General features: G+C 74.5%; 14 protein-coding genes. 11 read left to right on the forward strand and 3 right to left on the reverse strand.

Annotated features, from left to right (window positions below):
- The first annotated feature begins 32 nt into the window (after positions 1-32).
- The 8 genes from ACSUPR_RS15435 to ACSUPR_RS15470 all read left to right on the forward strand — a co-directional run bounded on the left by ACSUPR_RS15435 (position 33) and on the right by ACSUPR_RS15470 (position 7366).
- The gene (locus tag ACSUPR_RS15435; RefSeq protein WP_436885318.1) at positions 33-833 is read left to right on the forward strand and encodes an ABC transporter permease; all 801 of its coding nucleotides are present in this window, start codon (positions 33-35) and stop codon (positions 831-833) included.
- Positions 826-1674, forward strand: a complete 849-nt coding sequence (locus ACSUPR_RS15440; protein ID WP_436885319.1) for an ABC transporter permease — start codon at positions 826-828, stop codon at positions 1672-1674. Before ACSUPR_RS15435 ends, ACSUPR_RS15440 begins: the two co-directional genes overlap by 8 nt.
- Positions 1675-1676: 2 nt before the next feature.
- Positions 1677-2654: an ABC transporter ATP-binding protein gene (locus ACSUPR_RS15445; protein WP_436885320.1), complete on the forward strand. Its 978-nt coding sequence runs from the start codon at positions 1677-1679 to the stop codon at positions 2652-2654.
- 634 nt (positions 2655-3288) lie between these two features.
- The gene (locus tag ACSUPR_RS15450; protein ID WP_436885321.1) at positions 3289-3642 is read left to right on the forward strand and encodes a hypothetical protein; all 354 of its coding nucleotides are present in this window, start codon (positions 3289-3291) and stop codon (positions 3640-3642) included.
- Positions 3632-5224 carry a sensor histidine kinase gene (locus tag ACSUPR_RS15455; protein ID WP_436892023.1) on the forward strand — a complete coding sequence of 531 codons (1593 nt, stop codon included), beginning with the start codon at positions 3632-3634 and terminating at the stop codon, positions 5222-5224. The genes ACSUPR_RS15450 and ACSUPR_RS15455 overlap by 11 nt, the downstream gene beginning before the upstream one ends.
- Entirely contained in the window at positions 5221-5880 is a 660-nt protein-coding gene (locus ACSUPR_RS15460) for a response regulator transcription factor (RefSeq protein WP_436885322.1), read from the forward strand. Before ACSUPR_RS15455 ends, ACSUPR_RS15460 begins: the two co-directional genes overlap by 4 nt.
- Before the next feature lie 134 nt (positions 5881-6014).
- Complete coding sequence (locus ACSUPR_RS15465; RefSeq protein WP_436892024.1) at positions 6015-6608, forward strand: DUF4956 domain-containing protein; 594 nt, start codon at positions 6015-6017, stop codon at positions 6606-6608.
- Positions 6605-7366, forward strand: a complete 762-nt coding sequence (locus tag ACSUPR_RS15470) for a polyphosphate polymerase domain-containing protein (protein ID WP_436885323.1) — start codon at positions 6605-6607, stop codon at positions 7364-7366. The genes ACSUPR_RS15465 and ACSUPR_RS15470 overlap by 4 nt, the downstream gene beginning before the upstream one ends.
- Before the next feature lie 386 nt (positions 7367-7752).
- On the opposite strand, the gene ACSUPR_RS15475 is transcribed toward ACSUPR_RS15470, so the two are convergent.
- Entirely contained in the window at positions 7753-7908 is a 156-nt protein-coding gene (locus ACSUPR_RS15475) for a hypothetical protein (RefSeq protein WP_436885324.1), read from the reverse strand.
- Positions 7909-8474: 566 nt separating this feature from the next.
- On the opposite strand from ACSUPR_RS15475, the gene ACSUPR_RS15480 reads away from it, so the two are divergent.
- The gene (locus tag ACSUPR_RS15480) at positions 8475-9215 is read left to right on the forward strand and encodes a GntR family transcriptional regulator (protein ID WP_436885325.1); all 741 of its coding nucleotides are present in this window, start codon (positions 8475-8477) and stop codon (positions 9213-9215) included.
- A gap of 70 nt (positions 9216-9285) precedes the next feature.
- Here the strand turns inward: ACSUPR_RS15480 and ACSUPR_RS15485 are convergent, their stop codons facing one another.
- The gene (locus ACSUPR_RS15485; protein WP_436885326.1) at positions 9286-9882 is read right to left on the reverse strand and encodes a hypothetical protein; all 597 of its coding nucleotides are present in this window, start codon (positions 9880-9882) and stop codon (positions 9286-9288) included.
- Positions 9883-9951: 69 nt separating this feature from the next.
- Here ACSUPR_RS15485 and ACSUPR_RS15490 point away from each other — a divergent pair, with 69 nt between their 5' ends.
- Together ACSUPR_RS15490 and ACSUPR_RS15495 are read left to right on the forward strand one after the other, a co-directional pair.
- Positions 9952-10563, forward strand: coding sequence for a TetR/AcrR family transcriptional regulator (locus ACSUPR_RS15490; RefSeq protein ID WP_436885327.1), 612 nt, complete (start codon positions 9952-9954; stop codon positions 10561-10563).
- 1 nt (position 10564) lies between these two features.
- Positions 10565-10921, forward strand: coding sequence for a hypothetical protein (locus ACSUPR_RS15495; RefSeq protein WP_436885328.1), 357 nt, complete (start codon positions 10565-10567; stop codon positions 10919-10921).
- Between the two features lie 144 nt (positions 10922-11065).
- Here ACSUPR_RS15495 and ACSUPR_RS15500 read toward each other — a convergent pair whose 3' ends face one another.
- On the reverse strand, positions 11066-13015 hold the full coding sequence (locus ACSUPR_RS15500) for a heavy metal translocating P-type ATPase (RefSeq protein WP_436892025.1): 1950 nt from the start codon (positions 13013-13015) through the stop codon (positions 11066-11068).
- Between the last annotated feature and the right edge of the window lie 420 nt (positions 13016-13435).

Genomic DNA, 13435 nt, shown 5'->3' on the forward strand with positions numbered 1-13435 from the left:
CCATCCAGCACGTCCCCAGGGGGTCTTTTCCCGTGCGCGTCTATTCAGCCGTGTACACAAGAGGCCTGCGCAGGTACTCCACCTACCGCGCGGCCACACTCGCCGGAATCCTCACCAACTCGGTCTTCGGCTGCATCAACGCCGCCGTCCTGCTCGCCCTCTTCTCGGTGCGCCCCGAGATCAACGGGTACGACGCGACCGACGCCGTCACCCAGGTGTTCGTCTGCCAGGCCCTGATAGCCACGGTCGCGATCATGGGTCCGCCGCTCGACCTGGGCGAGCGCATCCGCAGCGGGGCCGTGGGCACCGACCTGCTGCGCCCCGTGCCCCTCCTGGGCTGGTGGCTCGCCGAGGACCTGGGCCGGGCCACGTTCAGCGTCGTCTTCCGCGGCGTGCCCACCTTCCTCGTCGGAATGGCGCTGTTCGACCTGCTCCTTCCCGGCGCGCCCGGGCACTGGGCGCTGTTCCTCGTCTCCGTCGCCCTGGCCGCGGTCATCGGGTTCGCCCTGCGCTACCTCTACGAGCTGGCCGGGTTCTGGATCCTGGACACCCGGGGCCTGTGGGCCGTGGTCGGCCTGGTCGGCCCGGTGGCGGCCGGGGTCCTGCTGCCGCTCAACCTCTACCCGCCGGCCGTGGCCGACGTCCTGCGCGCCCTGCCGTGGGCGTCGATGATCCAGATCCCCGCCGAGATCATGCTCGACAAGGAGACCCTGCCGGGCGGGACCGTCGCCGGCGGCCTGGCCGTCCAGGCCGGGTGGGCGGCGGCGCTGCTGCTCCTGGGCGGCCGGCTCACCTCCCTCGCCACCCGGAAGGTCGTGGTGCAGGGTGGCTGACCTCCTCACGCGCCCCGCCGGGCGCCCCCTCGAACGGGTGACCCGCCCGGTCCGCGTCTACCTCCTGCTGGCCTGGACCTGGAGCCGGGCGCTGGCCCAGTACCCGACCTCCCTGGCGCTCATGACCCTGGGGACCTCGCTGGGCGCGATCGCCGAGATCTTCGCCGTGTTCGTCGTGTTCCGGCACGCCGGGGCCCTGGACGGCTTCACCCTGGCCGAGGGCCTGCTCATCGCGGGCCTGGCCAACCTGGTGTTCGCCCTCGCCGACATGCTCATGGGCATGGTGGACGGCCTGGGCCAGCACATCCGCAGCGGCGGCCTCGACGTCATGCTCGTGCGCCCGGTCTCCCCCCTCGTCCAGATCGCCACCGACCGGTTCGCGCTGCGCCGCCTGGGCCGGGTGGTCCCGGCGGCGGTGGTCACCGGGGCGGCCCTGCACCACTGCGACATCGCCTGGACGGCGGGCAAGGCCCTGACGCTCGCGGTCCTGCTGGTGTCCGGGGTGGCGATCGCCGCCGCGATCTGGACCGCGAGCAGCTGCCTCCAGTTCTTCGTCGCCGACGCCCGCGAGGCCGCCAATTCGGTGACCTACGGCGGGCAGGCCCTCACCGAGTACCCGCTGTCCATCTACGGCAAGGAGATCGTGTACGCCGTCACCTTCGCGGTCCCCCTGGCCTTCGTGGGCTGGCAGCCCGTCCTGTACCTGCTGGACCGGCCTGACCCGACCGGCCTGCCCGACGTCCTCCGCCACGCGCCGCCCCTGGTCGCCGCCGCCTCCTGCGCGGCCGCCGCCCTGCTTTGGCGGCTGGGCCTGCGCCACTACCGATCCACCGGGAGCTGAAGATGACCCGTGCACACTCCGACGAGACCGTCATCGAGGCGGTCGGCCTGGGCCGCGACTTCGTGCTGTCCGAGGGCCCGCTGTTCCGCCGCCGCAGGCGCACCGTGTCCGCGGTGCGCGACATCGACCTCACCGTCCGGGCCGGGGAGATCGTCGGCTACCTGGGCCCCAACGGTGCGGGCAAGAGCAGCACCATGAAGATGCTGACCGGCATCCTCACCCCCACCTCCGGCCGCCTGCGGGTGCTGGGTATGGAGCCCTCCCGGGAGCGGACCCGCCTGGCGGCACGGATCGGGGTGGTGTTCGGGCAGCGCACCACCCTGTGGTGGGACCTGCCGCTGAAGGACAGCCTGGAGCTGGCCCGGCACATGTACCGCGTCCCGGCCGCCGACCACGCCCGGCGGCTGGCCGAACTCACCGAGCTCCTCGAGCTGGGCCCCTTCCTGGCGACGCCGGTGCGCCAGCTCAGCCTGGGCCAGCGGATGCGCGGAGACCTCACCGCCGCGCTGCTGCACGGCCCCCGCCTGCTGGTCCTGGACGAGCCCACCATCGGCCTGGACGTGGTGAGCAAGGCGACCATCCGAGAGTTCCTGCTGCGGCTGAACGCCGAGGAGGGCACCACCATCCTGCTCACCACCCACGACCTGGGCGACGTGGAGCGCCTGTGCGACCGGGTGGTGGTGATCGACCACGGCTCCCTGGCCTACGACGGCGACCTGGACGGGCTGCGCGCGGCCGTGCCCACACCCCGGGTGCTGGTGGTGGACCTGGCCGAGCCCGCCCCGCCGCTGGAGGTGGCGGGCGCTCGGTGCGTGCGGGCGGAGGGCCCCCGCCAGTGGCTGGAGCTGGAGGACAACCCGTCGGCCGTGATCGGCCGGGTCGCGGCGGGGCACGAGATCGCCGACCTCGCCCTGCGGGAGCCCGACATCGAGGGCGTGGTGGCGGCCCTGTACCGGGGCGCCGAACCGCGCCCCGTCTGACCGCCGCCCCGGCCGCCGGGGCGCCGCCGACGGCTTTCGTTGGCGGCGCCCCCGGGCGTGTCGGAAACCCGTCCGTGTGACGAAACCCGGAACGGCGGGAGCCCGCGCTTTCGTTGCGTTGTTGCGTCACCCCCGGATGCGTCACCCGTCCGAGCGGGGGCCCGGCCGTGGCGGTGGGCCCGCCCCCGGGCCCGGGCGGCGCCGACACATCGCCGCCGTGCGCCTCGGCGACCGAACGGACGCTGGACGGTCCCGGGCCGCCGCCGGGCCGGTCGCGGTGCGGACGGGCGGAGCCGCCCGCCCGCGGGCCGGCGTCGGTGACCCGCGGCACCTCCCGGACCGCGCCCGGGCGCACCTCCACCAGCGCCCGCCCGCCGTCCCGCCGGTGTTGCGGCACAGGGCGCCGTCCACCGGGTTCCGGGCCGGATGCGCCGGCAGGACCGGGTCCCCGTCGACCTCGGCGGGGCCGGGGCGGCCGACACCATGGCCACCCCGGTGCCGGAGCGGCGGGGGGAGGCCGGCCTGCGCCGGGCGCCGGGCCGGGCACCGACGCCGGCGCCGCGCGTCCGGAGATGAGGAAAACCTCATGTGCGTTTCATCGGACGCTCGCCCGGCCCGGGGATGCTCGGGGAGTATGAGACCAGCATGGGTGTTGCCGTCGGCGGTGGCCGCCGTGGTCGCGGTCCTGCTCGCGGGGGCGGGGATCGCCTGGAGCCTGTCCTCGGGTGGGGCCGAACCGGTGCCCCCCGGCGAGGTCGTCGTGGGCGAGTCCCCCGGCGCCGTGCCGGAGGGGGAGGTGTCGGCCGGCGGCCGCGACGTCGTCCCGCCCCCGCCGCCGGTGACCGACCGGGAGGAGTCACCGGAGGCGTCCGAGCCGCCGGGCGGCGGGGCGTCCCCGACGCCCTCCCCCGGGGTCTGCGCGGACGACGACGATGACGACGATGACGACGACGGCTGTGATGACGACGGGGACGACGATGACGACTGACGGGCCGGACTCCCCCACGCAGGACCTGGGCACCGCCGCCCGCCGGGCGCCCTCCGGCACCACCGCGGTGTTCCCCACCATGGTGCTCCGCGAGGCCCCGGACAGGGTGCACCGGCACCGGCGGATCCTGCCCGCCCGGCTCATCATCATGGCCTGGGTGGCCCTGCTCATGGCCCTGACCCTGCTCCTGGTCGTGCTCGTGACCTGGAGCGCGCTGAGCACCGGCGTCGGCGACCGCGCCGACCGCGCGCTCACCCAGGAGCTCGGCGAGTTCCAGGAGTTCGCCAAGGTCGGCCGGAACCCGGAGACCGGTGAGGCCTTCACCGAGGTCTCCGAACTCATGGAGGTCCACCTGGAGCGGCAGTACCCGTACCCGTCGGAGATCCTGTTCGGCTGGGTCGAGGGAGCCCCGGGGTCCGCGGGCGCGGCCCCGGGGGGAGGCTCCGCCGCTTCCTCCGCCGAGCGGGCGGGACGCATCCGCCAGGCGCAGGAGCCGCTCTTCGACGTGTCCGCCGACCCGGACGCGGTGGCCGCGATCCTCGACGACCCGAACGGCCGCGGCACCCTGGAGACCCCGGCGGGCCCCATGGAGTGGGTCAAGGTCCGGGTGCGCTCCCCCGACCCCGCCGGAGCGGACGGCTGGTTCGTCACCGGCTACTTCACCGACCCCGACCAGGCGGCCGTCGCCGAGACCGTGCGGACGATCGCCCTGGTCAGCGTGGTCGGGCTGCTCGCAGCCGGGGCCGCCGCCTGGTGGGTGGCCGGACGCATCCTCGCCCCCGTCCGGCTGGTGCGCCAGACCGCCGCGGAGATCACCGAGGAGGACCTGACCCGGCGCATCGAGGTGTCCGGGCGGGACGACATAGCCGCGCTGGCCCAGCAGTTCAACAGCATGTTGGACCGGCTGGAGGGCGCGTTCATCGAGCAGCGGAGGTTCGTCGACGACGCCGGGCACGAGCTGCGCACCCCCATCACCATCGTGCGCGGGCACCTGGAGCTCATGGGCGACGACCCGCAGGAGCGGCGCGAGGTGATCCGCCTGGTCACCGACGAGCTGGACCGCATGGGCCGTATCGTCGAGGACCTGCTGCTGCTCGCCAAGTCCCAGCAGCCCGACTTCGTGCGCCCCGAACCCGTGTCGCTGGCCGAGCTGACCAGTGACATCGACGCCCACGTACGGCGGCTCGGCGACCGTGAATGGCGCCTGGAGGCCATGGCGGAGGGCGAGTGGCGGCTCGACGCGCAGCGCGTCACGCAGGCGATGGTGCAGCTGGCGGCCAACGCGGTGCGGTACAGCGGGCCCGGGTCCGCGATCCGGATCGGATCCCTGGTCGACGGCCCCGACGTGCTGTTCTGGGTCACCGACGAGGGCCCGGGCATCGCCCCCGAGGAGCAGGGCCGGATCTTCGGACGCTTCTCCCGCGGCGGCGCCGCCCGCGCGGGCGGGGGCGGCGCCGGGCTGGGCCTGGCGATCGTCCGGGCCATCGCGGAGGCGCACCGCGGGCGTGTGGACCTGCGGTCGGAGCCCGGCCGGGGCTCCACGTTCACCCTCGTCATCCCCCGGGGAAGGGAGCAGATGTGAGCCGAATCCTCATCGTGGAGGACGAGGAGAGGATCGCCTCGTTCATCCGCAAGGGGCTGGCCGCGAGCGGATTCGCCACGACCGTGGTGGGCACCGGCTCGGAGGCTGTGGACTACGCGGTCACCGGCGGGTTCGACCTGATGCTGCTGGACCTGGGCCTGCCCGACACCGACGGGTTCGACGTGCTGCGTCGGGTGCGCGCCCTGGGGGCGGACGTCCCGGTGGTGATCCTGACCGCCCGCGACGGGGTGCGGGACACGGTGACCGGCCTGGAGATCGGGGCGGACGACTACGTCACCAAACCGTTCCGGTTCGAGGAGCTGCTGGCCCGGGTGCGGCTGCGTATGCGCCGCGAGCGGACGGGCGAGACGACCGTGCTCCGGGCCGGAGGGCTGGCCCTGGACCTGCGCACCCGGCGGGTGGCGGTCGACGGCGACACGGTGGACCTGACGGCCCGGGAGTTCGCGCTGCTGGAGCTGCTGATGCGGCATCCCGGACAGGTGCTGAGCAGGCAGCAGATGCTGTCGCACGTGTGGGGCTACGACCACGACCCGGGGTCGAACGTGGTGGACGTGTTCGTGCGAGCGCTGCGCCGGAAGGTGGGCGCGGACCGGATCGTGACGGTGCGCGGTATGGGGTACCGGCTGGCGGACTGAGCCCGGGCACGGGGGCCGGGGACCCCGTCCCCGGCCCGCCGTGTCCGGGAGCGGCGGCGTCGGTGGCACCGGGATGAGGATTCCCTCATGCGAAGCTCATGGGCGCCTCACCCGGGCAGCCCACGATGGTCACCATGTTCTGGTTCGCGTTGGCGATCGATCTGGTCGCGATCACCCTGCTGTCGTACGTCCTCTACTTCCGCCGCCACGGCCGGCGGGACCTGCTGCTCGCCTACGTGGCGCTCAACACCGGCATCTTCGCGGTCGTGTCCATGATGACCGGTCAGGAGGTGGGGCTGGCCGTCGGGTTCGGGCTGTTCGGAGTGCTGTCGATCCTGCGGCTGCGCTCCGACCTCATCAGCCAGGGAGAGATCGGGTACTACTTCACGGCCATCGCCCTGGGGCTGGTCAACGCGGTGGCGGCCTCGGCGCCGTGGGTGCTGCTGGGGCTCAACGTCCTGCTGCTGACCGTGATGTACGTGGCCGACCACCCCCGTCTCCTGTCCCGGCACGAACGGAGGATGCTCACCCTGGACGCGGTCCACGAGGACCCGGTGGCACTGCGCCAGGACCTGTCCGCACGGCTGCGGGCACGGGTGACCCGGGTGGACGTGGTCGAGGTCGACTACGTGCGGGACCTGATGGTGGTGGACGTGCGGTTCCGGTCGCCGGTGCCGGGCGCGCTGCCCGCCCGCGGCGGTTCGGCCTCCAGGTGGGAGGGGCGGTGAGCGGACCGGCGGGGCTGCCCGCGCTGTCCCTGGAGGAGATCAACGCGCGGGCCGCCCTGGTGACCCGGACCTGCCGCAAGTACCTGGTGCCCGAAGAGGTGGTCTCCGACCTCTTCTCCCCCGGCCGGTTCGGGGTGCTGACCATCGGCGGGCGGACCTCGTTCCGGTACTCCTCCACCTACCTGGACACCCCCGACCTGCGCTGCTTCCGGGACCACCGGCAGGGGCGGCGGCTGCGGTACAAGGTGCGGGTGCGGACCTACGAGGACACCGGGACGCGGATGTTCGAGATCAAGCTCAAGGGGGCGCGCGGGGTCACCGACAAGGTGCGGATGGAGCACGACGGGGCGCCCGACCGGCTCACCCCGGCCTCCCGGCGCTTCCTGGACGACACCCTCACCGCGTACGGGATCGTGCCGCCGGACGAGCTGACGGCGAGCGCCGTCACCGACTACCGGCGGGCGACCGCGGTGGCGCTCTCCGGGCGGGAGCGCGTCACGGTGGACACCGGGCTGGTGGGGCGGCGCGGCGGATGGTCCGTCGCCATGCGCCCGGGCAGGGCGCTGCTGGAGGTCAAGACGCGCGGCGGGCTCACGGAGACCGAGCGGCGGCTGCACGCCCTCGGATTCCGCGAGGTGTCGTTCACCAAGTACGCGTCCACCCTGGCGGCCCTGGAGCCGGGACTGCGGGGCAACCGGTGGCGCCGGGCGATGGCCGCCTGCCTGGACCACCCGGAGTCGGAACGCGACGCCGCCTGATGTTTCACGTGAAACCCCGGCCCGGCACCTCTGTGAACCGGACCCGCCTCCAGGAAACCCCGCGAAAATACTCGAACCCGGCGAGGGGCACGGACCGAGAACCGGCCGGACCCGGAGCCGCGGCCCCGCGGCGGGGGCCGCGGCCGCCCGTCCACGGCGCGCCCGGATGGGGACCGCCCGGCCGCCGAGCCGCCCGCGGGACCCTCCGGGCCGGGAGCCCGCCGCACCTCCGCACGGCCCCGCCCCCCGCACACGGGCCCGGGCCGCGGACCGGCCACCGCGAGGCGGCCGTGCGCCCTCCGGGGGCCGCCCGGTGCGCCGGGCGGCCCGCGGTGACCGTGCGACCGGGGAGGGAGGCGGGAGCCGGGCGCACGGGTCCGGGCGGTTCAGCCGCCGCCGGAGGTGTCGTCCAGCAGGGAACGCAGCCAGGCGAGGAACTCGCCCTGGCGGCGGACGGCGCTCTTCTCCTCCTCCGTGAGGTCGTCCGGGATCGGATCGTCGGCCGGATCGGTGTATCCGGAACGGGGTTCGGACTTGTCCATGGTCGGCTCCGTGGTCTCTGCGCGGCGGGTCAGCGGGTTCCGCGGGGCGGCGGAGCCGGATGCGGCCGGTCACCCGGGCGGGCGCCGTGCACGGCGGGCCCGGGGCGCGGGGCGCCTCGCTCCGCCGGGGAGCCCCCGTCGGCGGGGCACCGCGCGGCCGCGGGCTCAGAGCTGTTCGGGCAGCGGTATCGCGCCATACGCGCACACCTCCGGTCAGGGTGCCGGGCGGGGGCCCGGCAGTGACGTCGTCGGGAGGGGCACCGCGCGGTCGTGACCGCCAGGCCGGACCGCCCGGTGCCATGCTCGGGCCGAACGGGGTCGGGCACACTGGAGGTGTGACCGCCAACCGCTCCACCGCCTACCGGCCAGCACTCGACCGCTGGCTTTACAGGGGCTAAACCCTTGCATGTGACGACAGTAACCCACCCTTTCGCCCACTGCAATAGGGGGGCTAAAGTCGACCGTGGAGCACCCTGAAGTGAGGATTCGCCTTGGATGCAAGGACTTTGCACGACATAGCCGCCATGTCCGATCCGCTGGACCGGGCCCGTGCTGCGTCAGCCGCCATGACCACCTTGCAGGGGCAGAGCGTCGAACTGTCCCGCATCCGCAGGGCCGCGATCATCGAGGCGCAACAGGGCGGCATGCTCCAGGAGGACATCGCCCGGCACCTGGGCGTGTCCCCCGGCCGGATCTCCCAGATGAAGAAGGCCGGCTCCGCCGAGCCCGAACACCGGGCGCCCACCGGGCCGACCGGGCCGAGACCGAGCGTGCTCGTACAGCGGGCACTGCCGACCCCGCCCGCCACCCGCGCCTCCAGGTCGCTGTACCTCACCGAGGCCGAGCAGCAGGGGCTCGTCCCGGAGCGGAAGATGCTCTTCGTCGGCCAGGAGCCCGCAAGCGAGCACGTCGCCCTGGGCCTGCGGACCGAGCCCGGTGACAGCGTCATCGCCCGCCGGAAGATGTTCTGGGCCAACGACGTCCCGGTCAGGATCTCGACCTCGTACTTCCGCGTGGACGTCGGCGAGAACACCCGCCTGGACGGCGAGGGCTTCGTACTGCCCACCCTCCAGAGCGCGATCGAGGACCTGGGCCACCGGTTCGGCCACGCGGTCGAGACACTGACCGCGCGCCCGGCGACCCCCTACGAGGCCGACCTGCTGGACATACCCGGCGAGTGGGTGGTGCAGGTGCTCCGTGTCAGCTACTCCACGGAGGACGTCCCGATCCACGCCCTGGAGACGATCTGCGCGGCGTCCCGCCACACGTTCCCCATCGGCCAGGCCGTCGGCGGCGACCAGTTCTGACACCCGCGGACGCCACCGCCCCGGTCGAGGACCGGGGCTTTCGCCCACGTCGGCGGGTGGGGGCCGGGCGCTACCGGGCGGCGCTCCGGTCCCGCCCGGCGGCGCCGGATCCGTGCCTCCCACCGCTCCCGATCTCCCAGAGCGGGCCGAACACGAACCACAGGCCCACCACGACCCACAGGCGGCCGATCCACCCCAGCAGCATCTCCCGGTCCCCCGGCGCCGCGAACAGGGCGACCAGCACGAGCAGTGCGACCGAGGCGATCGCGGCGGCGTTCACCACGCGGTACCACTCGCGCATCAGGTGCGCGCGCTTCTCCGGTCCCCGCCGGGGCGGCCGGACCGGGGCGGGCCCGCCCGCGAAGCGGTGGGCGAACCGCACGTCCGCCCACCGCACGATCGCGGGCCCGAACGCGACGCTGAACCCGAGGTACACCGCGGCCAGAACGTGGATCGCACCCGCCTGCGCGCCTGAGCGCAGGTCCAGGGCGGTCGCCGCCACCAGCACCACGTCCAGCAGCGGGATGGACCACAGCACCAGCGTGCTCAGGAGACGCCACCGGAACAGGTAGCGCAGGGCCAGCCCCAGTCCGAGCAGCACCCACAGCCCGACCTCGCACATGACGATCACCGCGGCGACGGGGTTCTCGGCGATCAGCTCGGACACGGGGGCCTCCTGGGTTTTTGGTAGCACAACCGTATCAGGACAGTAGCACAGTTGTGCTAGCATGTACCCATGCCCAAGTTGATCGACCACGGACACCGCAGGGAGGAGATCGCCGAGGCCGTCTGGCGCGTGATCCTGCGCGAGGGTGTCGCCGCCGTCTCCGTGCGCACCGTCGCGGCCGAGGCGGGCCTGGCCGTCGGCTCCGTACGGCACGTCTTCCCCAGCAAGGCCGAGCTGCTGGAGTTCTCCATGTCGCTGGTCTACGAGCGCGCCAGGTCGCGGGTCGAGCGGCACCTCGGCCTGTCCGACCCGCGCGCCCTGGCCGAGCACGTGCTCCACGAGTTCCTGCCGCTGGACGACACCCGCCGGGCCGAGATGGAGCTGGACGTGGCGATCATCGCCGAGATGCCCGCCCACCCGGGCCTGCGCGCCATCCGCGACAAGGCCCACCAGGGGTTGCGCGAGGCCTGCCGCCTGGTGGTCCTCCACCTGCGCGACACCGGCGGGATCCGTTCCGGGGCCGACGTGGACCTGGAGACGGCCCGCCTGCACGCGCTCGTCGACGGCCTCGCCCTGCACGGCCTCGTCGGGGCACCGGAGCAGAGGGCCGCGGCGGATCGGGCCGTCCGCGTGCTGGCCGAGCACCTGCACTCGCTGCGGCCGCCCGGAGAGGGGAGATGACATGGGAAGTGCGGAAAAACGGCTCGAGCGCTTCGTCCGGGCCCGGATCGCGGAGGCCCCGCCCGGGGACCCCGTCGCACGCTCCCACCGCGCCCTGGTGGCCGTCCTCGACGCCCTGCGCCGGGAGGCCTCCGCCGAGGAGGACCTGGCCTGGGCGGAGGCCGCCACCGGGTGGTTCGACGGCTGGTTCGACGGCGACGGCCACCCGCCCTGGTCATCGGGCTCCGAGCTGTGGGCCGAGAGCGCCGAGGCGACGGCCGCGGCCGTCGCCGCCCGCGTGCTCGCCTGCATGGCGCTGGTCCACGCCGGCCACCCCGACTACGACCCGGCGTGGGCGAGGGCGGCCCCCGCGGCCTGAGAGGGGCGGGCCGCCGCCCCGTATCCGAAGCGGGGCGGTGGCCCTCGCCGACCGCCCCTTCCCGCTACAGAGGGGGAGGATCGACCCTCCGATCCTCCCCCTCCGCGCGTCTGCGCGCCACCCCTCTCCGCCACCGCGGTCCGCTCAGCGTTCGGCCTGCGACAGGTCCACCCTCCGCAGCAGCTGTGCGTTGAGCGCCACGATGACCGTCGACAGGCTCATCAGCACCGCGCCCACAGCCGGGGCCAGCACGAAGCCGACCGGGGCCAGCACACCCGCCGCCAGTGGCACCGCGAGCACGTTGTACCCCGCCGCCCAGACCAGGTTCTGGACCATCTTGCGGTAGCTCGCCCGCGACAGCCCGCGCACCGCCACGACGCCCCTCGGGTCGTCGGAGGCCAGCACCACGCCGGCCGACTCGATGGCCACGTCGGTGCCCGCGCCGATCGCGATGCCGACGTCCGCCCTGGCCAGGGCCGGGGCGTCGTTGACCCCGTCGCCGACCATGGCGACCGTGCGCCCGCGCTCCTGGAGGTCGCGCACCACGGCGTCCTTCTGGTCCGGCAGGACCTGCGCGAACACCTCGTCCAGCCCCAGGTCCGCGGCGACCGCGTCGGCCACGTTGCGGGCGTCACCGGTGACCATGGCCACCGCCACCCCCTGCTCCTTCAGCCGCCGCACGGCCGCCCGGGACTCGGGCCGCACCTCGTCCGCCAGGGCGATCGCCCCCGCGACCGCGTCCCCCGCGATCACGTGCAGCACCGTGGCGCCCCGTTCCCGCCAGGGCCGGGTGCGCTCCCCGAGGTCCCCCGGCTCGGTCAGGCCCAGGGACTCCAGCAGCGCGGGGCCGCCCACGTGCACGGTCCCACCGTCCACCTCGGCCCGTACCCCGCGGCCGGTCAGCGACCGGAAGCCGGTGGCGGCGGGCACGCCCCCCGCCTCCCGCGCGGCCCGGACCACGGCGCGGGCCAGCGGGTGCTCGGAGTCTCCCTCGACCGCCCCCGCCAGGGCCAGCACCCGGTCGGCGTCCCCGCCCGCCGCGGCGGCGTGGTCGATGACGGCCGGGGCGCCCCTGGTCAGGGTGCCGGTCTTGTCGAACAGGACGGTGTCCACCAGGCGGGTGCGCTCCAGTGCCAGCCGGTCCTTGACGAGGATGCCGTTGCGCGCGGACAGCGCCGTGGAGATCGCGATGACCAGCGGGATGGCCAGCCCCAGCGCGTGCGGGCAGGCGATGACCAGCACCGTGACGGTGCGTTCGACGGCCTCGGTGGGCTCGCCCAGCACCGACCAGACGACGGCGGTGACGACCGCGGCGCCCAGCGCGAACCAGAACAGCAGCCCCGCCGCGCGGTCGGCCAGCACCTGGGAGCGGGAGGTGGAGGCCTGCGCCTCGGCGACCAGCCGCTGGATGCCCGCCAGGGTGGTGTCCTCGCCGACCGCGTCCACCCGGACCCGGACGGCGGAGTCGGTGGCCACGGTCCCGGCGACCACCCGGTCGCCGGAGCCCCGCGTGACGGTGCGGGACTCACCGGTGATCATGGACTCGTCCACGGCCGCGGAACCCTGCACGACGGTGCCGTCGGCGGGCACCCGGCCGCCGGAGCGGACCAGCACGGTGTCGCCGGCGCCCAGGTCGGAGACGGCGACCTCCTCGACCGCTCCGTCGGCGCCGACCCGCTCGGCGCGGTCCGGCAGCAGCGCGGCCAGCGCCTCCAGGGCGCCGGAGGCCTGGCCAAGGGCGCGCATCTCCAGCCAGTGGCCGAGCAGCATCACCACGACCAGCAGGACCAGCTCCCACCAGAAGTCCAGTGCCATGCCCACCACGCCGAAGGTGGCCAGCAGGCTGGAGCCGAAGGCGACGGTGATGGCCATCGCGACCAGGGTCATCATCCCCGGCCTGCGGGTCCTGAGCTCGCCCGCGACCCCCGCGAGGAAGGGCCGACCGCCGTAGAGGTAGACGGCGGTGCCCAGTACCGGCGGCACCCAGGCGAGGGCGGAGGGCACGTGGTAGCCCAGCCATCCGGAGACCATGTGGCTGGTGAACACCACGGGGAGGCTGAGCAGCAGGCTCCACCAGAACCGCGTCCGGAACATCGCCGCGTGGTCCCCGTGACCGCCGCCGTGCCCCGCGTGTCCTCCGTGCCCGTGGCCTTCGTGGCCGCCCTGCCCGGAGTGCCCGGAGTGCTCGGAGGGGTGCGCGTGACCGCCGTGGCCGGCGGCCTCACCGTGGCCCGTGCGACCCGAGCTCGCCCCGTGGCCCGCGTGGTCCTCGGCGACGCCGCCCTCCTGATCCATGTGGCCGGCGTGCCCCGGGTGGTCGGCGTGACCGGTGCCGTCCGCGGAGGCACGGCCACCGCGACCGGAGGCATCACCACGGCCCGCGTGGCCGGTGTGCCCGACGGAGTCCCCGTGGCCGCCGTGACCGGTGTGCGCAGAGTGCTCCGCGGGGGTGGCCGGGTGTGGGGCGGGGGCGCCGCGGCGGCGGTCCCCCTCGGGGTGTCGGTCGTCGTCGTG

Origin of the sequence: Nocardiopsis dassonvillei (assembly GCF_964273065.1) — a bacterium.
Taxonomy (GTDB): domain Bacteria; phylum Actinomycetota; class Actinomycetes; order Streptosporangiales; family Streptosporangiaceae; genus Nocardiopsis; species Nocardiopsis dassonvillei_B.

Bases quoted from the DNA above. Each gene is read 5' to 3' on its own strand.
- ACSUPR_RS15445 (WP_436885320.1), top strand. From the start codon at position 1,677: ATGACCCGTGCACACTCCGACGAGACCGTCATCGAGGCGGTCGGCCTG.
- ACSUPR_RS15450 (WP_436885321.1), top strand. From the start codon at position 3,289: ATGAGACCAGCATGGGTGTTGCCGTCGGCGGTGGCCGCCGTGGTCGCG.
- ACSUPR_RS15455 (WP_436892023.1), top strand. From the start codon at position 3,632: ATGACGACTGACGGGCCGGACTCCCCCACGCAGGACCTGGGCACCGCC.
- ACSUPR_RS15465 (WP_436892024.1), top strand. From the start codon at position 6,015: ATGTTCTGGTTCGCGTTGGCGATCGATCTGGTCGCGATCACCCTGCTG.
- ACSUPR_RS15475 (WP_436885324.1), bottom strand. From the start codon at position 7,908: ATGGACAAGTCCGAACCCCGTTCCGGATACACCGATCCGGCCGACGAT.
- ACSUPR_RS15480 (WP_436885325.1), top strand. From the start codon at position 8,475: ATGACCACCTTGCAGGGGCAGAGCGTCGAACTGTCCCGCATCCGCAGG.
- ACSUPR_RS15490 (WP_436885327.1), top strand. From the start codon at position 9,952: ATGCCCAAGTTGATCGACCACGGACACCGCAGGGAGGAGATCGCCGAG.
- ACSUPR_RS15495 (WP_436885328.1), top strand. From the start codon at position 10,565: ATGGGAAGTGCGGAAAAACGGCTCGAGCGCTTCGTCCGGGCCCGGATC.
- ACSUPR_RS15500 (WP_436892025.1), bottom strand. From the start codon at position 13,015: ATGTTCCGGACGCGGTTCTGGTGGAGCCTGCTGCTCAGCCTCCCCGTG.